The sequence below is a fragment of the Puia sp. genome (assembly GCF_035546395.1).
In the GTDB taxonomy this organism is placed as follows: domain Bacteria; phylum Bacteroidota; class Bacteroidia; order Chitinophagales; family Chitinophagaceae; genus Puia.
The window spans coordinates 95,812-117,878 of record NZ_DASZXR010000008.1; the positions used below are offsets into that span (position 1 = coordinate 95,812).

General features: G+C 56.1%; 18 protein-coding genes. 12 read left to right on the forward strand and 6 right to left on the reverse strand.

The window, feature by feature from the left end:
* Positions 1 to 22 precede the first annotated feature (22 nt).
* From VHE34_RS08885 to VHE34_RS08900, 4 genes are read left to right on the forward strand one after another with little or no spacing between them, the layout of a single operon-like run.
* Positions 23 to 3,409 carry a TonB-dependent receptor gene (locus VHE34_RS08885; protein ID WP_325586867.1) on the forward strand — a complete coding sequence of 1,129 codons (3,387 nt, stop codon included), beginning with the start codon at positions 23 to 25 and terminating at the stop codon, positions 3,407 to 3,409.
* Positions 3,410 to 3,427: 18 nt separating this feature from the next.
* Positions 3,428 to 4,945 (forward strand): RagB/SusD family nutrient uptake outer membrane protein, encoded by a 1,518-nt coding sequence (locus tag VHE34_RS08890; RefSeq protein ID WP_325586869.1) that lies wholly within the window; start codon positions 3,428 to 3,430, stop codon positions 4,943 to 4,945.
* A gap of 7 nt (positions 4,946 to 4,952) precedes the next feature.
* Positions 4,953 to 5,996: a LamG domain-containing protein gene (locus tag VHE34_RS08895; RefSeq protein WP_325586871.1), complete on the forward strand. Its 1,044-nt coding sequence runs from the start codon at positions 4,953 to 4,955 to the stop codon at positions 5,994 to 5,996.
* Positions 5,997 to 6,007: 11 nt separating this feature from the next.
* Positions 6,008 to 7,201: a glycoside hydrolase family 130 protein gene (locus VHE34_RS08900; protein WP_325586873.1), complete on the forward strand. Its 1,194-nt coding sequence runs from the start codon at positions 6,008 to 6,010 to the stop codon at positions 7,199 to 7,201.
* A gap of 27 nt (positions 7,202 to 7,228) precedes the next feature.
* Here VHE34_RS08900 and VHE34_RS08905 read toward each other — a convergent pair whose 3' ends face one another.
* Together VHE34_RS08905 and VHE34_RS08910 are read right to left on the reverse strand one after the other, a co-directional pair.
* On the reverse strand, positions 7,229 to 7,531 hold the full coding sequence (locus tag VHE34_RS08905) for a helix-turn-helix transcriptional regulator (protein WP_325586875.1): 303 nt from the start codon (positions 7,529 to 7,531) through the stop codon (positions 7,229 to 7,231).
* An 8-nt stretch (positions 7,532 to 7,539) separates the two neighbouring features.
* Positions 7,540 to 8,070: a hypothetical protein gene (locus VHE34_RS08910; RefSeq protein WP_325586877.1), complete on the reverse strand. Its 531-nt coding sequence runs from the start codon at positions 8,068 to 8,070 to the stop codon at positions 7,540 to 7,542.
* Between the two features lie 99 nt (positions 8,071 to 8,169).
* Here VHE34_RS08910 and VHE34_RS08915 point away from each other — a divergent pair, with 99 nt between their 5' ends.
* The gene (locus tag VHE34_RS08915; RefSeq protein ID WP_325586879.1) at positions 8,170 to 8,484 is read left to right on the forward strand and encodes a hypothetical protein; all 315 of its coding nucleotides are present in this window, start codon (positions 8,170 to 8,172) and stop codon (positions 8,482 to 8,484) included.
* A gap of 11 nt (positions 8,485 to 8,495) precedes the next feature.
* Positions 8,496 to 11,006, forward strand: coding sequence for an Hsp70 family protein (locus VHE34_RS08920; protein WP_325586881.1), 2,511 nt, complete (start codon positions 8,496 to 8,498; stop codon positions 11,004 to 11,006).
* Here the strand turns inward: VHE34_RS08920 and VHE34_RS08925 are convergent.
* Together VHE34_RS08925 and VHE34_RS08930 are read right to left on the reverse strand one after the other, a co-directional pair.
* Positions 11,003 to 12,043, reverse strand: coding sequence for a hypothetical protein (locus VHE34_RS08925; RefSeq protein ID WP_325586883.1), 1,041 nt, complete (start codon positions 12,041 to 12,043; stop codon positions 11,003 to 11,005). The two genes, VHE34_RS08920 and VHE34_RS08925, sit on opposite strands and share 4 nt — an antisense overlap.
* 18 nt (positions 12,044 to 12,061) lie before the next feature.
* Positions 12,062 to 13,081 carry a hypothetical protein gene (locus VHE34_RS08930; RefSeq protein WP_325586885.1) on the reverse strand — a complete coding sequence of 340 codons (1,020 nt, stop codon included), beginning with the start codon at positions 13,079 to 13,081 and terminating at the stop codon, positions 12,062 to 12,064.
* Between the two features lie 98 nt (positions 13,082 to 13,179).
* Here VHE34_RS08930 and VHE34_RS08935 point away from each other — a divergent pair, with 98 nt between their 5' ends.
* The 5 genes from VHE34_RS08935 to VHE34_RS08955 all read left to right on the forward strand — a co-directional run bounded on the left by VHE34_RS08935 (position 13,180) and on the right by VHE34_RS08955 (position 19,047).
* Positions 13,180 to 13,806 carry a TetR family transcriptional regulator C-terminal domain-containing protein gene (locus VHE34_RS08935; RefSeq protein WP_325586887.1) on the forward strand — a complete coding sequence of 209 codons (627 nt, stop codon included), beginning with the start codon at positions 13,180 to 13,182 and terminating at the stop codon, positions 13,804 to 13,806.
* The gene (locus VHE34_RS08940; RefSeq protein WP_325586889.1) at positions 13,803 to 15,125 is read left to right on the forward strand and encodes an ABC1 kinase family protein; all 1,323 of its coding nucleotides are present in this window, start codon (positions 13,803 to 13,805) and stop codon (positions 15,123 to 15,125) included. Before VHE34_RS08935 ends, VHE34_RS08940 begins: the two co-directional genes overlap by 4 nt.
* A 123-nt stretch (positions 15,126 to 15,248) precedes the next feature.
* Positions 15,249 to 17,450, forward strand: a complete 2,202-nt coding sequence (gene katG, locus VHE34_RS08945; RefSeq protein ID WP_325586890.1) for a catalase/peroxidase HPI — start codon at positions 15,249 to 15,251, stop codon at positions 17,448 to 17,450.
* 268 nt (positions 17,451 to 17,718) lie between these two features.
* Positions 17,719 to 18,021 carry a hypothetical protein gene (locus VHE34_RS08950; RefSeq protein WP_325586891.1) on the forward strand — a complete coding sequence of 101 codons (303 nt, stop codon included), beginning with the start codon at positions 17,719 to 17,721 and terminating at the stop codon, positions 18,019 to 18,021.
* 345 nt (positions 18,022 to 18,366) lie between these two features.
* Positions 18,367 to 19,047, forward strand: a complete 681-nt coding sequence (locus VHE34_RS08955; protein ID WP_325586892.1) for a hypothetical protein — start codon at positions 18,367 to 18,369, stop codon at positions 19,045 to 19,047.
* A 125-nt stretch (positions 19,048 to 19,172) separates the two neighbouring features.
* Here VHE34_RS08955 and VHE34_RS08960 read toward each other — a convergent pair whose 3' ends face one another.
* Both VHE34_RS08960 and VHE34_RS08965 read right to left on the reverse strand, forming a co-directional pair.
* Positions 19,173 to 19,505: a hypothetical protein gene (locus VHE34_RS08960; RefSeq protein ID WP_325586894.1), complete on the reverse strand. Its 333-nt coding sequence runs from the start codon at positions 19,503 to 19,505 to the stop codon at positions 19,173 to 19,175.
* 57 nt (positions 19,506 to 19,562) lie between these two features.
* Positions 19,563 to 20,321: a metallophosphoesterase gene (locus VHE34_RS08965; RefSeq protein ID WP_325586896.1), complete on the reverse strand. Its 759-nt coding sequence runs from the start codon at positions 20,319 to 20,321 to the stop codon at positions 19,563 to 19,565.
* A gap of 84 nt (positions 20,322 to 20,405) precedes the next feature.
* Between VHE34_RS08965 and VHE34_RS08970 the strand changes: the two genes are divergently transcribed.
* The gene (locus VHE34_RS08970; protein WP_325586898.1) at positions 20,406 to 22,064 is read left to right on the forward strand and encodes a T9SS type A sorting domain-containing protein; all 1,659 of its coding nucleotides are present in this window, start codon (positions 20,406 to 20,408) and stop codon (positions 22,062 to 22,064) included.
* Positions 22,065 to 22,067: the final 3 nt, after the last annotated feature.

Genomic DNA, 22,067 nt, shown 5'->3' on the forward strand with positions numbered 1-22,067 from the left:
AGGGAACCATAACGGCTTGCGTATGAAAAAAATCCTTCTGGGCATGAAACTGTCCATCTCCATTCTATTGCTTACCTTTTTGCAGGTGTCGGCAAAGGTTCACTCGCAGGAGAGACTCACCCTCACCGAAAAGGGGATCAGCTGGGAGCGATTCTTCGATCTGCTGGAAAAGAAAAGCAACTACACCTTCCTCTACAAAAACGATGTCCTGCCCCACAAGCAGAAGATCGACGTGTCGGTGGTCGATCAGACGATTCCCCAAATTCTCGAGACGGTGCTGAAAAATACCCCGCTCGCCTACCAACTACTCGCGGGCAATCTCATCGTGGTCACCTCGCGACAGGCGCCGATGAGCGAGATCCGCGTAACGGGAAAAGTGACTTCTGCGGCGGGCGATCCGCTGGCCGGCGCCAGCGTGAAGATCAGGGGTACGCAGTTGGGGACGACGACGGATAACGATGGGAATTTCGCACTCACGGTGCCGGAAGAGGCGACGCTGGTCTTTAGTTTTGTCGGCTATCAGCCGCAGGAGGTGGCGGTGGGCGGAAGAACGACGGTGAGCGTGGTCTTGCAGCCGCAGGCGGGGAGCATCAATGAAGTGGTGGTGATCGGCTATGGGACGGCGAAGAAAAAAGATCTGACGGGTTCAGTATCGACGATAGGTGCAAAGGATGTCAACGGATTGCCGGTGGGTGGTACGGCGCAGATCATGCAGGGCAAGGCGGCGGGCGTGGCGGTGACGCAGGTAACGGGGGCGCCCGGCGACGGGGTATCGGTGATAATCCGCGGCCAGTCGAGTTTCGGCAGCAGCGCTCCTTTGTACGTTATCGATGGGATACCCACTTCGGATGGGATCAACGAGATTGCACCCGACGACGTGGAGAGCATCAGCGTGCTGAAAGATGCGGCTTCGGCCTCGATCTATGGGGCAAGGGCCGCTAATGGAGTGGTGCTGATAACAACCCGGAAAGGAAGTATGGGCAAGCCGCGGCTGAGTTTCAACGGTTATACCGGCACGCAAACACCCGCGCACCTGATCGCCATGGCGAATGCGAGACAATATTTCAACGCCTATAATACCGCCGCGGCGAACGATTTTGTCGCCGGCGGGTCGGGCAACCGGGCGCCGCTGCCCACGGGGATGCTGGACACGCTGCCGGATGTCAACTGGCAGAAACAGGTGTTGAAGAACGCCTTCATCGGCAACGCCCAGCTGTCCATCGGCGGGGGCAACGAGAACACGCGTTATATCGTGTCGGCCGACTATTTCAACCAGAAGGGAATGATCCTGAACTCTTCCTACGATCGCTTCAACCTGCACACGGCGATCACAAGCACGCTGAACAAGATGTTCAAAGTCGGGACGAATATGAACCTGGCGTATAGCAAGACGCGGCAGGTGGGCAGCTCGGGGGACGGCTACTCGGCGCCGGGGGGATCGAATCCGGGAGCGAGTATCGTCCGTTATGCCCTGTTCCGGACGCCGGTGACGCCGGTGAAATATTCCAGCGGTCCCTATGCGGGGCAGTATGTCGATCTGCCGGATGCTGTTGGCGGGGCCAATGTCTTTGGCGACGGCCTCAATCCCGTGGCGCTGGCGGCCAACACCAACCGCAATTTCTACAACTATACGCTGCTGGGGGATGTTTTCCTCGAGGTCACCCCGGTGAAGAATCTTACGCTCAAAACCGACCTCGGGACGAATTTTATCATCACCGACTATAAACAATTCTTCCCGACCTGGGGTATCCAACGCATCCAGAACTCACCCAACGCCCTGGCTCAGTCCAATACGACAGACTTCACCTACAACTGGACCAATACCGCCAACTATCATCTTGTCGTAGGCAAGCATGATATCACGGCCCTTGTGGGGACGGAAATTATCAAAAACGACGTGAAATTGATCTCGGCGTCCAATTCGGGCTACCCGGATCAGACTTCCACGTTCCAATACCTGAGCAACGGCACCAGCCTGACGCCGGGCGTCGGCGGCAATGAATCCACCTGGGCGCTGTCCTCGCTGTTCTCGCGGGTGTCCTATCAATACGACGGCCGTTATCTCGCTTCCTTCAATTTCCGGCGGGACGGGTCCTCGCGGCTCGACCCCACCGACCAATGGGGGAATTTCTATTCCGGCTCGGTGGGCTGGCGCATCGACAAGGAGAATTTCATGCAAAATATCCGGGCTGTCTCGTTGTTGAAACTGCGCGGCAGTCTCGGCCAGCTGGGTGATCAAAACGCCCTGAGCAACTACGGCTATGCTTCGCTGGTAGGCAGCAATGGCTACTATGCCTTTGGCAATACCCCGGTGATCACGTCCACCATCTATGCCAAGGGCAACCCCAACCTGAAATGGCAGACCTCGACGATGGCGGATGTGGGGTTGGACCTCGGCCTGTTCAACGGGGCCTTTAACCTGTCGGTAGACTATTATAATAAGAGGACGACCAACCTGCTGCAGGCTCCGCAGGACCCGAGCAGCGCGGGGTCGGTGGCGAGCCCGGCCTTCGAGAACAATGGGAAGATCGTCAACCGCGGCTTCGAGTTCGAGGCCGGCTACCGCCAAACAATCAACAAAGACTGGTCCTGGGAGGTCAATGCAAATGTGACGACCATCCATAACGAAGTGCTGGCGCTGCTGAACAACCAGCCTATCGCTGCCGGCAGGGTCGACAACAACACGTTTGCGACGAGCACGGCGGTGGGTCACCCGGTGGGCGCCTTCTATATGCTACAGGCGGACGGCATCTTCCAGACGCCGAAGGAAGTGTTCGTCCACGCCTACCAGGGACCGGGCATCCGGCCGGGCGATATAAAGTTCCGCGACGTGAACGGCGACGGGGTGATCGATCAGACGGACCGGGTGTACGCGGGCAGCCCGATACCCGATCTGACCTATGCGCTGACGGGGCATGTGACGTTTAAAAACTTCGACCTGAACCTGTTCTTCCAGGGGGTTCGCGGCGACAAGATCTATAACCAGGTCGGCATGGATATCGAGGGCTTCTACCGGCCGTTCAATATGACGGAGAAGGTGGCGACAAAGAGCTGGCACGGACAGGGAACGAGCAATTCGGTGCCACTGCTGTCCTGGACGGATGCGACGAACAACAAACAGATGTCGACGCGATTCCTCGAGAGCGGGGACTACCTGAAGCTGAAGAATATCCAGCTGGGGTATAACCTGGGTTCGAGGACGCTGACGCGGTTGATGATAAAGTCGATGCGGATTTACGCGAGCGTGCAGAATGTGTTCACCATCACCAAATATTCGGGGCTCGATCCGGAGATGACGACCAGCGCCAATGCGGCATCGGCCAATGAGGGACCCAAAGCCTTGAATATCGACTGGGGCACGTATCCTGCCGCGCGAACCTTTACCATCGGGGCCAATATCAATTTCTAACTCATTAATTCGATTGTCATGCGGATAAAACGCTTTTTGATTTTTATGGGGGTGGCGGCGTTGTTTGCCGGCGCGGGTTGTAAGAAGATACTCGACCAGCCCGTACAGGGCAGCTATACACCCGGTAACTTCTTCACCTCCGACGCCAACGCGCAGCAGGCGGTGAACGAAGCGTATAAATTCCTTTCCTTTAACGCGGGGGCCAACAATGCGATCTGGGTGCTGGGCGACCTGGCTTCGGACGATGCGATCAAGGGCGGGGGCAGCATCGGCGACCAGCAGGATTTCCAGGCGGTGAGCCAGTTCAATATCCTGACTTCCAACTCGGCGGTGGAGGCGGTATGGAAGAATTATTACAACGGGGTCTTTGCCTGCAACGTGGTGCTGGACGGGCTGACGGGGAACAATAAGGTCTCTCCGTCGATGCAGGCCTCGGGGATCGCGCAGGCAAAATTTTTGAGGGCCTACTACTATTTCATCCTGACGACCTGTTATGGGAATATCCCGCTGCACCTGAAGGTCGAAACGGCAAAGGAAGCCCAGACGCCGGCCCGGCCGCAGGATAGCGTGTTCGCGCAGATCGAACAGGACTGTATGGGGGCGGCTGCTGCCTTGCCCGCCACCGCCCCATCCCTCGGGATGGCCACCAAGGGGGCGGCGCTGGCGCTGCTGGCCAAGACGTATTTGTTTCACAGCGACCTGGCGAATCATTACCAGCTGGCTGCGCAGACGGCGGAGCAGGTGGAAGGGATGGGATACCAGCTGACCCATTTGTATTCGGATAATTTCAGCGCGGCGACGAAGGACAATACGGAGGAGATCTTTACGGTGAATCACCTGTCGGGGACGCTGGGGATCGGCAACGAGCTGAACGTCTGGTTTGCGCCGCGGCCGCCGGCGCCGACGAATGGATATGGGTTCTTCCTCCCGACGCAGAACCTGGTGGACAATTATGAGTCGGCCCCGGGTGGGGAGGCGGATCCGCGCCTGGACTATTCGATCGCGCGGGCGGGGCATTCGTATTTCGATCTGCCCTATGATCCGACGTGGAGCAGCACGGGGTACAACACGAAGAAGATGGTCCAGCCCCTATCGGAGGTTCCCGCGGCGACGAAGAATGTGGGGACGGTGAACTACGAGGCGTTGCGGCTGGGCGAGATCCTGCTGATCGACGCCGAGGCGCTGAATGAGAGCGGGCAGCCGGCGGCGGCGCTGATCCCTTTGAACAAGGTGCGGGCCCGGGCGCGGAATTCTTATCAATACGATAATAGTTTGGCCGGCTATCCTTCGGTGCCGGCGGGCTTGCTGCCGGATGTGACGACGACGGATCAAACTCAGCTTCGCGACATTATCCGGCGGGAGCGGCGAAGCGAGCTGGCATTGGAGTTCCACCGGTTTTTTGACATTATCCGGTACGGGAAGGCCTACGCCAATTCGGTGTTGCAGCCGATCGCGCCGAATTTCAATTATGATACGAATAAATGGTTCCCGATTCCCCAGAGTGAGCGGGATGCGAATCCGAATCTTTTTAAATAATATTTTTATGAGGATACTTTTTTTACTTCTTGGCGGCGGGCTGTTGCTGGCAGTGGCGTGTAAGAAGAACAGCGGGCCGGCCTCCTACAATGCCAACAAGACGGCGCTGAATGCGGCGATCGACTCGTTGACGAATGTCTACAATAATTCCGTGGAAGGTACCAAGCCCGGGACTTATGCGGTGGGGGCGCGGGAGGCGCTGGACTCGGTGATCAACCTCGCGAAGGAGGTGAGTGCGAGCAATCAATATACGCAGCAGGAGGTGAACAACGCGTTGAATAGCCTGTTGCATGCGGCCCAGCAGTTTAGCAACCAGCTGCTACAGCAGGTGTCGGCGGCGAACCTGGTGGGGTATTGGACCTTTACGGGGAATGCGAAGGACTCGTCGGGGAATGGGCATGATGGCGCGCTGAAGACGGGATGGGTCGGCGCGAGTGCGGCCACGGCGGTGGATGGGGGGACGTTGCCTGTGCTGGTGGCGGACAGGTTTGGCCGGGCGAATAATGCGTATTACTTTAATAATGGGGCGACGGTGCAGGTGCCGCATAGCGGGGATCTGAATCCCCAGAGCTTTACCATCCTGTTGTGGGTGAAGCGGGACGGGACTAACGCCAACAACTATATGTTCTCGTATAACCGTTGGAATGGGTATAAGTTCCAGCTGCAGAGCGGTAACCTGCCCTTTTTGACGGTGCAGACGAGCACGGGGTATCATGACGTGGATGACGGCGGGGTGGCGGTGGATGGGCCCAATGTGTGGGTGCATGTGGCGGTTACGTTTACGCCGGGGACGGAGAAGTTCTATATCAATGGGAAGCTGATAAGGACGGTGGATGTGACGGGGACGCCGATGCCGGTTCCTGCTTCCATCGACCTTGCGATCGGTAATGAGCTGCCGAAGGCGGCGTATAACCTGACGGATACCAACGATCCGAATTATTTTTGGGGGGCCGACTATTTTATGGGGGCATTGGACGATATTCGGTTTTATAATACCGCGCTGACGGATGCGCAGGTGTTGTCGATCTATACGGACGAGAGTAGTCTTTAAATCATTTGTCAATGAGAAAAGCTTTTTTGGGCCTTTTCGCGGCCATTGTTCTTGGGGGCTGCCAGGGGGCGGGTGATGCCGGGGCCGGGAAGACGACGGTGGACAGTGCGGCCGCGGCTTTGGCGCCCGATTCGACGGGGTGGGCGTTGGTGAACTTTGAGAAAGTGGACAGCGTCAACCCGGTGCTCCAACCCGGGACGGGAAGTTTTGTCGATCCGATCCGCCACCAGCGGGTGTCCTGGGAAGAGAAGGACGTCTTCAACCCGGCCATCGTGGTACGGGATGGGAAGGTGTATATGTTGTACCGGGCGCAGGACAAGATCGGCAAGCCGGCGGGTACTTCGCGGATAGGGCTGGCCGTGAGCGGCGACGGGCTGCATTTTACCCGGGAGACGGCGCCGGTGCTGTATCCGGCCGAGGATGCCTGGAAGAAATATGAGTGGGAGGGGGGGTGCGAGGACCCGCGGGTGGTGCAGGATGCGGAGGGTCTTTATTATATGACCTACACGGCCTACGACGGCAACCTGGCGCGGCTGATGGTGGCTACCTCGCCCGACCTGGTGCATTGGACGAAGAAGGGCCCGGCGTTTGCCCGCGCCTATGGCGGGAAATATATCGACAAGTGGTCGAAATCGGGGTCCATCGTGTCGACTTATGAGGCGGATGGCCGGGTGGTGGCGACGAAGGTGGGGGGGAAGTACTGGATGTATTGGGGCGATCAGTTTATCTGGGCCGCTACTTCGGATGACCTGGTGAATTGGACGCCGGTGGAGAAACATCCGGGGGAGGCCGACCCGGTGGCGTTGCGCGGCCAGGCGCTGGCGATGCCCGACCTGAAGATCGTCGTGCCGACCCGGAGTAAACATTTTGACAGCGACCTGGTGGAATCGGGTCCGCCGGCGATGCTGACGCCGAAGGGTATCCTGCTGATGTACAATAGCCGGAATGTGCCTTCTTTTGGCGATACGGCGTTGGCGGAGGGGACGTATGCGGCTTCGGAGGTGTTGCTGGATGGGGCGGATCCGCTGAAGATCGTGCATCGGTTGGGGGGATATTTTATGAAGCCGGATAAACCGTATGAGATCACGGGGCAGGTGAACGAGGTGTGTTTTCTGGAGGGGCTGGCGTTGTTGAAGGGGGAGTGGTTGTTGTATTATGGGACGGCGGATTCGAAGATCGCCGTGGCGGCGAGGGCGGCGAAGTAGGGGTGAACCTTTGGTGGGTGGCGCGGATTAAGCTATTTGCTTGCGACGTTTTTTTCGCAGCTGCTCTTCGGATGTAAAAATGATGGGTTCGCCCAATTCTGCTTCCAATTTTGCAAGGGTCTTGAGTGTGAGGTTGTGATTTCCTTTCAACCATTTGTTGATCTCGGACGGCTTTTTATTCATTTTTTCGGCGAGTTGCTTTTGCGTGTATCCTTTGGCCTGCATGAGCCGATTGATCCGCACGACAATATCGGTGTATTGACGGACAAAGATCCTCACCTCTTCGGGTGTTTCATCTTGTATTCTTTTGGCAACTTTGCTTTTCATCATTTACTTTTTTATAAAAGAATTTCTTCGTCTCCGAAGTCGGTGTACAAACGTCTTTTCCTCTTGTCTACCACCAGTTCACCATTTCTTATAGCTTCTTCTATTCTTCTTGCGAATTGGCAGGCTTCCCGCCATTTGAGGTTCAAATCCCGACTTCCCTGGTTAGTTTGGGAAGATTTGACACCGCCATTGAATAAAATGACCAGGTCGGTGCGATTATTGATCCGCAACGCATACAGCCGCAAGGGAAAATTTGGGAATAAGAAGACGATCTCGCCAACCGTAACCTCCCCCTTGTTGGGAAGACCTACTACCTCGTTCTCGAACCGGTTAAATAAGCTATCGATCGCGCCATGGTCTTCTCCGATGCTATCCAAAACAAAACTCAGCAGTTGCTGGGTCGCGCCTTTCCATTCCGGAATAGCGTTATATTTATTAAAGAACTTATCTGTTTCGTTCTCCCCGGCGTCCGCCCATCGTACCGTATAAAACGTACATTTGCCGGCCTCGTTGTCCCAAATCTCCAGTACAAAGGTATTCACTTATAAGTTAATTTACAAATTTACAATAAAATCATGAAGCTAATGTATTTAGTTGTTAAAAACTAAAGATGTTAGCATTTTATTCCCTAAATTGGGCCCATGTCACAACAACTTTGGGTCAGAATGGCCAATCTTGTCTTCGAGCTCGAAAAGAAATTGAGCGATAGCGATTCGCCGGGCGTGCGGCGGAATGTCCAGCGGATGAAGGATGTGCTGGACGAGGCAGGCGTCCTGTTGCTGAACCCGATGGGCGAGCCTTACCAGGAGACGCGGACCGACCTGGAGGCCAATATTGCGTCGGCGGGGGGCCAGCTGTTTGTGCTCGATGTGATCAAACCGGTGCTGTATGCGCGGCAGGACGCGGGACAGACGCTTTTGCAGAAAGGGGTGGTTATCGTGGGGACTAAGGCTTAACTTGCGGAACTATGGCGCAGACGATCAACTTCGCAATTGACCTTGGGACCACCAATTCCCTGATCGCCAAGGGCGGCAACGGAGCGGTGGACATTTTTAAGAATCCGGCCGGGATGAAAATGACGCTCCCCAGCGTAATTGCCTTCCGGAAGGAACGGATACTCATCGGCGACAAGGCCCGGGAATACATCGAGAAAGACCCCCTGAACGTCTTCGGGTTCTTCAAGCGCAAAATGGGGACGAGCGAGACCTTCTTCGTCCCTAATTCGGGTAGTTTCAAGACGCCGATCGAACTGAGCGCGATCATCCTGCAGGAATTGAAGAATTTCATCTTCACGGGCGAGACCCCGGAGTCGGTGGTGATCACCATCCCCGCGAGTTTCGACACCATCCAGAGCAACGCGACAAAGGAGGCGGGCTATGCCGCAGGCTTCAAGGAGGTGCTGCTATTGCAGGAACCCATCGCCGCGAGCCTGGCCTTCGCCAACAAGGAGGGCCGGGACGACGGGAAGGGGCAGTGGCTGGTGTACGATCTTGGCGGCGGCACTTATGACGTGGCGCTGGTGCGGATCGAGAATGACGAGATGAAGGTGATCGATCATGAGGGGGACAACTATTTTGGCGGCGTCGATTTTGACAACCTGCTGCTGGAGGAGGTGGTTGTGCCTTTTCTCGCCGAGAAATATGGGATCGGGGACCTGTTGGTGAAGATGCGCGCCTCGGACGGTTCCTTTAACAAGCTCTACTACCAACTGCTTTATAAAGCCGAAGAGGTAAAGATCGCACTAAGCTCGCATGCGACGGCCGAAATGGAATTCGACTTTACGGACGAAAAGGGGGAGACCCACGAGGAGTTTTTGACGATCACGCGCGCGCGGTTCGAGGCTTGTATCCGCGATCGGGTCCTGGCCTCGGTGCAGTTTATCCGCCGCCTGCTGGAACGAAATCAGCTGGCGCCGTCGGCTATTACCGAGATTGTCCTGGTGGGCGGGAGCACGTATATTCCTCTCGTGAGGAGCTTGCTGGCGCAGGAGTTGGGCATTGCGGTGAATGCGTCGATCGATCCGACGACGGCGGTGGTGGAGGGGGCGGCGTGGTATGCCGGTAGTCGGAGCAGTGGGTTGCCCGTAGTGGAAACGGAAAGGAGTGCTATGGCGCCTGCGGCGCCGCAGGGGCACACGCCGGTAGAGGTCAAGATGGCCTATTCACGCAACAGCAAAGACAGCGAGGAATATTTCGCGGCGGCGATCCAACATGCACCGGAGGGGAGCCGGTACCGGATCGGCAGATCGGACGGGGGCTTTGACAGCGGGCTCAAGCCGTTGGGCGCCCGCATCAGCGAGATGCTGCCCCTGTTGCCGAACACCCTGAATGTCTTTCGCCTCCGGCTATTCGACGCGAAGGGCATGCCTGTCGTGGCGGAGCTACCGGATATTACGATCGTGCAGGGCAAATTCTCGATCCATGGGCAACCGCTGCCAAACGATATCTGCCTGGAAGTGGACGACACCTATAACAAGGTGACGCAGCTGGAGGTGATCTTCCAGCGCAACGCGATCCTGCCGCTGCGAAAGACGACGGTGAAGGTGTTGAGCCGGACGATCGCCAAAGGGAGCGAGGACCAACTGCTGATCAACGTCCTCGAGGGCAGCCGCTATTCGGCGCCGCAGACCAATCTACCCATCGGGGTGATCGGCATCAGCGGCAAAGATCTCCAAACCGACCTGATAAAAGGCTGTGATATCGAACTCAGCTTCGAAATTAGCGAGAGCCGGGATATAACGGTCACGGCCTATATCCCGATGATCGACCAGGAATACCAGGAAGTGTTCAATCCTTCGTCGCGGGCGGTGAACCTCGCCCGGCTGAAAGAAGAGATCGATTTCCTGCGCCGCAGTGCGACGGGTCAACTGAAGCACCTGTTGGACAACGAACGCTATGAGGAGGGCGCCTTGTTGCAACAGGCCATCGACCAGCTGGAGGCCATCCAGGGCAAGCTGCGGGGGCTGGGTCCCAAGGATGTGACGGACGTCAAATTCCAGCTGGACGATCAGAAACGGAAGATCGCCCAAACGATCGAATCTGTGGCCAGGGGGGAGACGCAAAACCTGCTGCGGGAGGAATATTTTGAGAAAAAGGAATTCTACCGCGAGCTGCTCGGGGGTTCGGGCCAGCAGGAGCTCCTCCGGAAATTCGACGAGATCAGCGCCGGGGAGAAGGAATGGATACAATCGGCGAGTACGCAATTCTTGCGGTCGAGGATAAGGGAGATGGACCGGCAGATCTGGGAAGTGCGGAAAAAAGATGTTTCGTATGTCACGTGGTTGTATACGATGTATGCGATGAAGCCGCTGGAGCTTTTTAGCAATCAAAAGGAGGTGAAAGCGCTACGGGCGCGGGGGGATGAGGCGCTGGGGCGGAAGAATGTGGATGAGATACTCAGTATTATCTACCGGATGTACGATCTGCTTATCGATAAGAGTGACGGCGAGACGATCAAGGGGACGGGGTTGAGGGGTTAAGGATGCCGGGCGGAATCTTTTCCGGGTGCATGCACTTCCGGGGTATACGAGTCGAGGTGGCCGGTGGTGTCTGTCATTGGGTCGGGTAGGGTTACGGTCCTTACCGGGTCGGTGGGCGTCTTCTGGAAAAAGAATTCGCCCGGATTGGAAGAGGGATCCCCGAAGATCCCGGAAATAAGGCCCAGGACGACCATCGCTATCCATGCATAACGAAAATACTGCCTTCTTTTCCTTTTTCTCATCAACTGGTTGAACTCCTCCAATTTTGCCCTGATCACCGCTTTTGCGTTGGGCGATACGGCCAGGCTGATGGCCTCTTCGAGCCAGATCACTGTCAGGGGGCGGTTTCGAAGATCCCGGTTGAAGACGGCGATGGCGGGATGCTGCATGTTGAAGGCATAGCTGTCTTTCAGACGGCCAAACCGGTGGTCCGGCAGCTGCCGGATGACCTCTATATAGCCATGACCGATAAAGGCGGAGATCTGCGTGATCGGCATCATGGCCGGCGCGGTCTTCTGGCCGCGGGTATGGTAGTGGTCGAACAGGGCGATATTCTTCTCGAGGATGCCGGCGATGAACAGCCAGCACTGCTCTTCGTGGTCCGCGGTCATCAGCAGCTTGTTATCCAGCATCGCCCGCATCCGGGCCGCATCCCCCATTTCAAAACAGGCGGTGACTGCGTCGGTGAAGGCGGAGCTGAAATAGGGGCTTAGCCAATGGATAAAGGCGGGATCGGTGTATACGGCGGTGTCTTTGAAGTCGGCGCCGGGTCGGATGGTCGCGTCCTGCAGGAACCGCAGGAGCACCGGGTCTTCGGCTATAGCGAGGTGCCAGCTGGCGATGTTTCCCTGTTGCAGCTCGTCGAAGTAGGCAAGGAGTTGGTTCTTTGTAAAATGCCGGCCTTGTAGTTCGATGCTGTCCCCGCCCGTGAGCTCGAGGTCGGCGAGCAGCCGCTTTCTTTCCCGCTGGAGGGCCCTGGCGTCGAGGGGAAGTTGAAAATGGTCTCCGAGAAAGGATGCGGGGCTTAGGTAGTGCATACGGCAAAATACAAACAATCAATGGGACTGTCGAAGTTTTACAGAATCGGGCCGGCGATGCATCATCGAATCCAGCTGGTGGATACTCTTGATGGCGACGGTGTCTCTGCCGTTGATATACGTGAAATTGGTGAATTTAGGAGCCTCATAACCTGAGCTGCGGGGGCTCTGGAAGACGACGAACTTGAGGATGATGATGCCCATGATCACCGCGGCGCGTACGAGGCCGGCGTCGGGTTTCTTACGGATCTTCTCCACTTCGCGGAGCTTGTCCATGACCTCGGCGGCCAGGTCTTTCGATACGGCGAGGACCTGGGCGTTCTCGAGCCATTTTTGGGCGGTGTCGCGGCTCTCCTTCTTTTTGTTGAAGACGAGGATGGCCACCTGCATGAGGGCTACGGCATACCGGTCCCTTACCGCCGCAAATGGGGCTTCGGGAAGAAGGACGATGAGTGGGATGCGATCCTCGTCGACGAGGGGAAGGATGTCCGCGGGCGGGGGAACGGTGTTATCCTGTTCCGCCTGGCGGTGCAGCTCTTCGAGCCGGGAGACGGTACTCTCCAAGCCCTGGGCGATGTGGAACCAGGCCTGTTCCTCATCATAGCCGGTCAACAGGAGGCGGTTGCGCAGCAGGGCCTTCAGGCCGGTCTCGTCGATGTCGCGCAGGCAATCGGTAACGAACGCGGTAAAAGCCGTGTAGAAATAAGGGCTTATCCAGTGGATGAAGCCCGGGTCGTCATAGATGGGGGCCCCGGCGAATCGGGCGTCTTCGCCGAGGATGCCTTCTTCGAGAAAGGCCAGCAGGGCCTCATCCTTGCCGAGGGCGGCGTGGTATTGTAAGACGGTGTCGTCCTGCAGGGTCTCGAAATATTCGAGGATATCGTTGCGGCTGAAGGGCCTGTCTTTGAGGAGGAGGGTGCCATCTGCGCTCAATTCCAGCTCGGCCAGCAGCTTTCTCCGGGACAATTGAATCGCCTTTTTGTCCGGCGGGTCAAGCGGCGGGCTGTCGGGAAGAGAGGTGGGCGATAGGTAGCGCATGTCGGACAAGATAGGGAGAAATTTATACTAAATATGTCGTTTTTTGCTAAACCAACCCGTCCCGCGGACTGTTGTTCATAACGTTAAACACCCCTTCCATGGACAAAAAGCAAATTCGCGAAGCTTATATCAAGTACTGGCTGGAAAACGGCCGTCGGCCGGTGTCGGTGTATGCCTTCTGCCAGCAGCTGGAAATGCCGGAAGCCGGCTTTTACGACCAGTATTCCTCCTTTGACGCCGTCGAGAAAGACGCCTGGCGTAGTTTTTTCGAGGATACGCTCGAAAAGTTGAAAGAGGACGAAACCTACCGCAATTATGGGGTCAGGGAGAAGCTATTGGCCTTTTATTTCCTTTGGGTCCAGCAGCTGCGTCAGAACCGGAGCTATATCCTGTTGCAAAAGGCAAAATATCTCGCCCCGCCCCTGCATCTCGACCAACTGGAGTTCTTCCGGGTCGCCTTCTATGATTATATCCGCGACCTGATCAAGGAAGGCTACCAGAGCGGGGAAGTGAAAGAGCGCAAGTATATCTCGGATCAATACGTTCATGGATTCTGGCTGCAGGCGTTGTTTGTGCTGCAGTACTGGGTCAAGGACGACAGCGAAGGGTTCGAGATGACGGATGCCGCGATCGAAAAGGCGGTGAATCTGAGTTTTCAATTGATCAGTAGTAATACGTTGGATAGTATCCTTGACTTCGGCAAATTTGTGTTTACGAAAAAATGAAAGAGCAGACCAATATCCCGACCGGGAAAGTCGAACGGGCGACCCGATTTATCGCGACCGGCGCCAAGGTTGGCGCCAATTACCTGAAGCATTATACAAAGAAGCTGATCGATCCCACGACGACGCGGGAGGAGTTGCATGCCGATAACGCGGAGGACATCTACGACACCCTCAGCGATCTGAAGGGTAGTGCGCTCAAGGTGGCGCAGATGCTGAGCATGGATCGGGGGATGCTGCCCAAGGCCTATACCGAGCGTTTTGCGATGTCCCAATACAGCGCGCCCCCGCTTTCGGGGCCGCTGGTGGTGAATACCTTTGTCAAGACCCTGGGCAAGACGCCCACGCAATTATACGATTCCTTTGACATGAAGGCGGCCAATGCCGCGTCCATCGGCCAGGTGCATAAGGCGATGAAATGGGGTAAGGAGCTGGCGGTGAAAATTCAGTATCCCGGTGTGGCGGCGAGTGTGAAGTCGGACCTGCGGATCGTGAAGCCGTTTGCGATTCGTATCGTGGGGATGAACGAGGTGGACATGGATAAATACTTCGACGAGATCGAAGGGAAGCTGCTCGAGGAGACGGATTACACCCTCGAGTTGCGGCGGAGCATGGAAGTGTCGGCGCAGTGCGGCGGCATTCCGAACCTGGTGTTCCCGGCGTACTACCCGGAATTGTCGAGTGACCGAATTATTACCATGGACTGGTTGCACGGGTATCATTTGAAGGAGTTTCTGCAACGCAATCCTTCGCAGGAGGCCCGGAATTCCATCGGCCAGGCGTTGTGGGATTTTTATCAATACCAGGTGCATTCGTTGAAACGGGTGCATGCCGATCCGCATCCGGGGAACTTTTTGATGCGGGATGATGGCACCGTTGGGGTGTTCGACTTCGGGTGTATCAAGGAGATCCCGGAGGATTTTTATGTCAATTATTTCCTGCTGACGAACCCCGAGGTGTTACGCGACGAACAGCGGCGGCGGGAGATCTATACCAACCTCGAGATGATCCATCCCACCGATACGGAGAAGGAAATCGTGTTCTTCTCGGGATTGTTCCAAAAAATGATCGATATGCTGACACTGCCGTTTACCCGCGAGACGTTCGATTTTGGAGATGAGTCCTATTTCGAGGAGATCTATGCGTATGTGGACTATCTCTACAACCTGAAGGAGGTGCGCGAGTCGAAGGTGGCGCGTGGGTCGCGGCATTCGCTGTATGTGAATCGCACGTATTTTGGATTGTATTCTATTCTGAGCGATCTGAAGGCGAGGATCGTTACGTCCAATGAATATACCCCGGCGATGTTGCGGGGGAGGTAGGGGGCGGCCTCTCCGGCCGGATGATTTTTCCAAACTCATAGAGATTGACTATCAGATCATAAAAAATATCAATTTGGCCGCTGTCCGCCATAGGGGTAGCTTTAGTACCTCAAACCAAAAAACATGGAAACATCCACATCCACAAGCAAGTGTCCATTTCACAATGGGACGATGAGGTCCAGCGCCGGCGGCGGTACGAGAAACCGGGATTGGTGGCCCAATGAACTGAAGTTGTATATCCTGCGGCAGCATTCGCCGGTCTTTAACCCGATGGGGAAGGACTTCGATTACGCGGCGGCTTTCAACTCTCTCGACCTGAACGCGGTGAAGAAGGATCTTCACGCGCTGATGACTTCGTCGCAGCCCTGGTGGCCGGCGGACTGGGGGCATTACGGGCCCTTTTTTATCCGGATGGCCTGGCATAGCGCGGGTACGTATCGTATCCACGACGGCCGGGGCGGTGCGGGAAGCGGGATGCAGCGCTTCGCGCCGCTGAACAGCTGGCCCGACAACCAGAACCTGGACAAAGCGCGGTTGTTGTTATGGCCGATCAAACAGAAGTACGGGCGGAAGATCTCGTGGGCGGATCTGATGATTCTCGCGGGTAATATCGCATTGGAATCGATGGGCTTAAAGACCTTCGGTTTTGCGGGTGGCCGCGAGGATGCCTGGGAGCCGCAGGAGGATGTATACTGGGGCGTCGAGACGGAGTGGCTGGGTGACAAGCGCTATACGGGCGACCGGGACCTTGAGAAGCCGTTGGGCGCGGTACAGATGGGACTTATCTATGTCAACCCGGAGGGACCCAATGGGAAACCCGATCCGTTGGCTTCGGCCCGGGATATCCGCGAGACGTTTGCGCGGATGGCGATGGATGATTACGAGACGGTGGCCTTGATCGCGGGCGGCCATACCTTCGGCAAGACCCACGGCGCCGCATCTACGAAGTTTGTCGGCCGGGAGCCGGCCGCCGCGGCGCTGGAGGAGATGGGCACGGGCTGGAAGAACAGCTATGGCACGGGTTTCGGCGCCGACACGATCACCAGCGGGTTGGAAGGGGTCTGGACGACCACGCCTACGAAGTGGAGCAACAATTTCTTCGAGAATCTTTTTGGATATGAGTGGGAGCTGTACAAGAGCCCGGCGGGCGCAAACCAGTGGCGGCCGGTTGGCGGCGGCGGGGAAGGGACGGTGCCTGATGCGCATATTCCGGGGAAGAAGACGCATCCGACGATGCTGACCACCGATCTGGCCCTGCGCGTCGATCCAGCGTATGAGAAGATTTCGCGGCACTTTTATGAGAACCCCGCCGAGTTTGCGGATGCTTTCGCTCGGGCGTGGTACAAGCTGACCCATCGGGATATGGGGCCGCGGGTGCGGTATCTCGGTCCCGATGTGCCGGCCGAGGAATTGATCTGGCAGGATCCGTTGCCGGCGCTGGATCATGCGCTGATCGATGCCCAGGATATTGCTGCGTTGAAGGGGAAGATATTGGCGAGTGGCCTTTCGGTGGCGCAGTTGGTCTCGACGGCCTGGGCTTCCGCGTCGACGTTCCGCGGCAGCGACAAGCGCGGTGGCGCGAATGGGGCGCGGATCCGGCTGGCTCCGCAGAAGGATTGGGCGGTGAATAACCCGGCGCAGCTGGCGAAGGTGCTTGGGGTGTTGGATAGTGTGCGGACTGAGTTTAATAAGACGGCTTCCGGCGGGAAGAAGGTGTCGCTGGCCGATCTGATCGTGCTGGCGGGTTGTGCGGCTGTCGAGAAGGCGGCGAAGGATGGGGGTGTTTCTATTTCGGTGCCCTTTCATCCGGGCCGCGTGGACGCTTCGCAGGAACAGACCGATGTCGAGTCCTTTGCGGTGCTCGAGCCACAGGCCGATGGGTTCCGGAACTATCTGAGTGCAGCCGCTCCCGGAACGGCGGAAGAGATGCTGATCGACAAGGCGCAGTTGCTGCGATTGAATGAGACCGAGCTGACGGCGCTGATCGGTGGGTTGCGCGTGCTGGGCGCCAACTGGGATGGGTCTGCCCATGGGGTGTTGACTTCCACTCCCGGCGTGCTGACGAACGATTATTTTGTGCACCTGCTTGATCTGGGCACGAGCTGGCATGCGACTTCGGATGCGGCGCAGGAGTTCGAGGGGCGTGACCGGGCCACGGGTAAGAAGAAGTGGACGGGCACGAGGGTGGATCTGATCTTTGGGTCCAATGCCGAGCTGCGGGCGTTTGCGGAGGTGTATGCGTTTGCGGATGCGAAGGAAAAGTTTGTGGGGGACTTTGTCGCGGCGTGGGGGAAGGTGATGGATGGGGATCGGTTTGATTTGTAGGGGATTTTGTTATATTTTGATGGGGCCTCCCTTGCGGGAGGCCTCTTTTTTGCGGGAAGCCGGCCAGGGGGATATATTCGACATTACAAGATGGCTTTGGTGGAATGCCCGGGCACGAAGACACGGTTGAATTTGAAATGGATTGGCGTGATGAAGGAAGAGGAAAATTGCTTTTCGAAAATGTCTATTGGTTACAATTGACCATGAATTTCGGGATAATTGCAGAAGAAACCATATTAATGGCGGAATGTTTCTAAATCGTAGCTGAATGGAAGATGTTCTTATGATTGCTGAGGTTAATTTTATTGAAAACACCAAGATAGGATTCAAATTCCCGGTCATGAATCCGATACGCATGTCCTTCTGGATATCGCCTGAAAATCCTTCTACTCCAGCTGAAATTACTCCGCTTGGAACTGGCTTTATGGAACCAGGCAAGAAATATATGGCCGAAATAGCTATTATCGATAGAGATTTTCTAAAAGATCAACTTCATGTTGGATGCGAATTTAAATTGGGTACTTTTCCAGTACAAATAGCACAGGGAAAAATAATGGAAATGAAGAAATAAATGACAATTCAACCTCGAATTTAAAATATGACAGTTCAGGAACTAAAAATAAGATTGACTGAATTGGGTATTAATTCCAACAACTACAGTTTGGATTGCGGTTTAATGCCCGACACAATAGTGTTGTGTCAAACGGGAACTTCATTCGAAGTATTCTATTTTGATGAAAGAGGAGGTAAAAATGATGTGCGAAATTTCACGTCGGAATTTGATGCATGCCAGTATATTCATCAATCTTTCGTCGATGCGCGGAGAATAGAAGCAAAATTCGGAATAAAGACGCTGAAATAACAGATATATGCTCAATTGGACGTGATTGGAACTTGCAAATTGCCGGACTAAAATATGCCGATAAGAACTGAAACTAAGAAAATCATCGCTACCGATTGGCTAAAAGCCTTCCCCGAATTGTCCGGCTATGCGCAGAACAAATTCTATAGGATTGCCGGATGTGTACTTCTCGGTTTGGAATTGATTAAGTTACCCAGATCGGAGGAATATCGTCCGCATTTCGTGATGTATCCTTTATGGGAAGAGAACCCTGACAAGTGTTTCACGGCAATAATTCTTGTGCAGGAATTTTATACCAAAAGGAATCAGCAGTTTAGTATACCATACGAAAACCACACGCTAATTTTCAATGAGGTGCTGATTAGCGTGGGAGAACAAAAGCCCATTTTGTCTTATAAAGAAATATCCATCGGTCATCTTTTGGGTGTCATGGAATCATATGCTCGAAAAGCGCCTTTAAGCGCGACCACTAACTCATTTCATCAGGCCAAATTCCGAGAAGCTATTTTGAAGATCAATTTATACGAGGGACGTAAAGAGACGGAAGCATTGTATCGGGAAATCGTTGGCATAAACTGGGATAAAATCCACTTTAAGGCCTATGGCGTTGATGTGGACGATTGGCTTCAAAAAGTACATGAGTGCATAAATAGGCGAGAAGACTTTTTGAGGCAAATCGAGCAAAACAAACTCGACAAGAAATTTGGGCGGCTAAGTTGGTCGTACCGAGCGTAGCGAAGGTTACGAACGAGGAGTCCCGTGTCGGAGCGCGACGCTTGGCGGAGGAGGTCGAGGACTTGTAGCGGAGGGGAACGCCCAAATAATCCTTAAGGGCTTTGACGGCTTTGCGCCGCCCGGCCTTAATCCCGCTCGAGATCTTCCAGCAGCTGCTGGTAATCATCGTTCAGATCCGGGTCGCCCTCGTTGCGTTCGAAGTGATCGCCTTCCTTGGTGCGGGCGACGACGCAGAGGTAGTAGAAGAGATCTTCGTGCAGGTTCTTGCTGAGGAGATGGTTCCATTGCTGGAGTTCGTTGCGGTCCTTGCCGTCTTCGAAGAGGATCGTGTTGGCCACCGGGCTTTCGAGGTAGTCGCCGCCGTTGTCGAGGAGGAGGCGGGAGACTTCGAGTTTCAATTCTTCGGGGTCCCAGGCTAGTGCGTCTTTGGCGTCGTAGGTCAAACAGTATTTGGCCATGGTTTCACTTTTTGAGGGGGTAAAATTACGGATTATCCCTTGATCTTGCGGGGGCCGCTAGACCTCGATGAACTTCTCGGGGTTGAACCCGCGGTGTTCGTTCCGCTCGACATAGCCGAGCTGGTTGGTGGAGAGGGTGGTCTTGCCGATATGAAAGTCCGGGAGGTTGAAATGGTTGTGTCCGAAGAGCCAATAGTCGGCGGGGGAGTCGTGGATGAGATCAAACAGTTCGACCGCAAAGGCTTCGTTGAGGGGACTGTTCCGGTACACATCGGGGTAATGAAACAGCGTGGGCACGTGGTGCGTGACGACGACGGTCTTTTTATCCGAGGGCCGGGCCAGCCCGGCCTTTATGAATTCCAGGCTTTCGGCGTGTAACTGGTTGACGTTGGCGGCGCGCAGGGCGCGATGGCCATAGTTGATGATCTCGAAATCATTGAGACTTTGTTCGATCTCCAAGGCATAGCGGGGACTGATATGCGACCAAAGCGTGGAGAAAATGAGGCGCACTCCCTCCTCTTCGAACACGGTATTATTGGTGAGGAGGATATTCTCACGGATGTTCTCCTGGAAGGAACCGGATCGCAGCCGGGCGTCGCTGCCATAGTATTCATGATTGCCCGGGATCCAGTAGACCTTCTGATAGTTGGCGGCGAGCCCGTCGAAGAAGGCGTCATGGGAGTCCATGGAAGCGAAGGGGACGATGTCGCCTGCGAGGATGAGGATTTGCCCCCTGGGAATCAGCGGTTTGGCGGCCAGGTGGGCGCGGTTGGCGGGGAACTCGAGGTGCAGGTCGGAGCAGTATTGTAGCAACATGGTTTTAACGGTACTGCAATTTATAAATATCTGCGTTCTTTTTACTATCTTAAGGAGTCATGCTCGCTTAAAAAAACCTTTGCTATGACCCCTATCCGCCTTACCCCCGCACGTGGGCGCCGCCTGCTTTTTCTCCTGCTGCTGCTTTCCTGCCTTGGGGCCGGCAAGGGGTTCGCGCAGGCCCCGCACATCGACTGGCTCTCCGTTAACGGGGCCTCGTCGGGGGAAGCCGTGCAGATACATGGCAGCCATCTTACGGGGGTCACGGCGGTGCGGTTCGGCGCGGTCAATGCCACCTCCTTTACGATCAACTACGACTCGATGATCACGGCGGTCGTCGGCGGCGGCGCGAGCGGATATGTATCCGTGTGGAGTCCGAACGGCGTGGACTCGCAAGCCGGCTTTACCTATTTTCCTACGATCTTGCCCGCGCGGGTGGATTCCTTTAGCCCGAAGAGCGGGGGACCGGGGGCGGTGATCTTACTGTATGGCGTTCGCTTGAATACGGCGACTGCGGTACGGTTCGGCGGAGTGCCGGCGGCGAGTTTCACCATCCTCTCGGACACGGTCATCCGGGCCGTCGTGGGCTATGGCAACACGGGCGCGGTGACGGTGATCAGCCCGGGGGGCAATCTGGGTGTCTTTGGCTTTCTCTATCTCCCGCCGCCGGGGGCGATCAAGATAAGTTATTTCTCGCCGCAGATGGCCAAAACCGGCGACCTGGTGCAGATACACGGGGTCTCGTTCAACGGCGTCAACGCGGTGCGTTTTGGCGGGGTGGCGGCGCAGACGTTTACCGTGGGGTCAGATACACTGATCACTGCACAGGTGGCCGCAGGGGCCAGCGGCCAGGTGTGGATCTCGGGGCCCCAGGGAATGGACTCGCTGGCGGGCTTTGTGTACCAGGATACGAGTACGGCTCCTCGTGTCTATACTGTCCTGCACTCGTACGCGCCGGCCAGCGGGGGCCGGGGAACGACGGTGATGCTGCATGGCGCGGGGCTCACCTGGGTGAACTCGGTGAGCTTTGGCGGGGTGGCGGCGAAGTCGTTCAGTGTTCTATCCGATACCTTGCTCTCCGCGACGGTCGGCAATGGGGCAAGCGGGCTGGTGTATGTTCGCGGATCGCATGGGTTGGATTCGCTGCCGGGTTTCCGGTATGTCGATTCGGCGGGTGGGACGCCGCCGCCAGGGGACACGGTGAAGCCGGCCTTCCAACTGGTGACGCTGCAGGCGATGGCGAACGGGACGCATCCCAGGCTGCTATGGACGACTTTGTACGACGAGCCCATCGCGGCGTATGAGGTGGATCGGGCGCCGGACAGCACTCATTTCAACCCGGCGGGCGTGGTGTCTTCTTTGCGCGTCGATACGGCGGCCTATACGTTTACCGACTCGATCGAGCGGACGGGGATGAACTTCTACCGGCTTCGCTATATCCGCGCCACGGGCGGGGTGGACAGCAGCTATATTGTAGCCATTTCTGTTCCCGGCGCTATGCCGACGCTGAGTGGGTTCCCCAACCCGGCGCCCGGATCGATGGTCATGCCGGTGCCGCAATCGGCTACGACATCGAAGATAACCGTGACGGATATGAGCGGGAATGTGGTGCGGACCATCATCGTGCCGCCCAATGCGGGGCCCGTGCGGGTTGATCTGCATGGATTGAATAAGGGGGTATATAAGATCGTTTGGAGCAATGGGTCGAGCTCGGCGTATCAGACGGTGCTGGTGTGGAATTAGCCG

Coding starts and splice junctions, on each gene's coding strand:
- VHE34_RS08885 (WP_325586867.1), top strand. CDS start 23: ATGAAAAAAATCCTTCTGGGCATGAAACTGTCCATCTCCATTCTATTG.
- VHE34_RS08890 (WP_325586869.1), top strand. CDS start 3,428: ATGCGGATAAAACGCTTTTTGATTTTTATGGGGGTGGCGGCGTTGTTT.
- VHE34_RS08895 (WP_325586871.1), top strand. CDS start 4,953: ATGAGGATACTTTTTTTACTTCTTGGCGGCGGGCTGTTGCTGGCAGTG.
- VHE34_RS08900 (WP_325586873.1), top strand. CDS start 6,008: ATGAGAAAAGCTTTTTTGGGCCTTTTCGCGGCCATTGTTCTTGGGGGC.
- VHE34_RS08905 (WP_325586875.1), bottom strand. CDS start 7,531: ATGATGAAAAGCAAAGTTGCCAAAAGAATACAAGATGAAACACCCGAA.
- VHE34_RS08915 (WP_325586879.1), top strand. CDS start 8,170: ATGTCACAACAACTTTGGGTCAGAATGGCCAATCTTGTCTTCGAGCTC.
- VHE34_RS08920 (WP_325586881.1), top strand. CDS start 8,496: ATGGCGCAGACGATCAACTTCGCAATTGACCTTGGGACCACCAATTCC.
- VHE34_RS08925 (WP_325586883.1), bottom strand. CDS start 12,043: ATGCACTACCTAAGCCCCGCATCCTTTCTCGGAGACCATTTTCAACTT.
- VHE34_RS08930 (WP_325586885.1), bottom strand. CDS start 13,081: ATGCGCTACCTATCGCCCACCTCTCTTCCCGACAGCCCGCCGCTTGAC.
- VHE34_RS08935 (WP_325586887.1), top strand. CDS start 13,180: ATGGACAAAAAGCAAATTCGCGAAGCTTATATCAAGTACTGGCTGGAA.
- VHE34_RS08940 (WP_325586889.1), top strand. CDS start 13,803: ATGAAAGAGCAGACCAATATCCCGACCGGGAAAGTCGAACGGGCGACC.
- katG (WP_325586890.1), top strand. CDS start 15,249: ATGGAAACATCCACATCCACAAGCAAGTGTCCATTTCACAATGGGACG.
- VHE34_RS08950 (WP_325586891.1), top strand. CDS start 17,719: ATGGAAGATGTTCTTATGATTGCTGAGGTTAATTTTATTGAAAACACC.
- VHE34_RS08955 (WP_325586892.1), top strand. CDS start 18,367: ATGCCGATAAGAACTGAAACTAAGAAAATCATCGCTACCGATTGGCTA.
- VHE34_RS08960 (WP_325586894.1), bottom strand. CDS start 19,505: ATGGCCAAATACTGTTTGACCTACGACGCCAAAGACGCACTAGCCTGG.
- VHE34_RS08965 (WP_325586896.1), bottom strand. CDS start 20,321: ATGTTGCTACAATACTGCTCCGACCTGCACCTCGAGTTCCCCGCCAAC.
- VHE34_RS08970 (WP_325586898.1), top strand. CDS start 20,406: ATGACCCCTATCCGCCTTACCCCCGCACGTGGGCGCCGCCTGCTTTTT.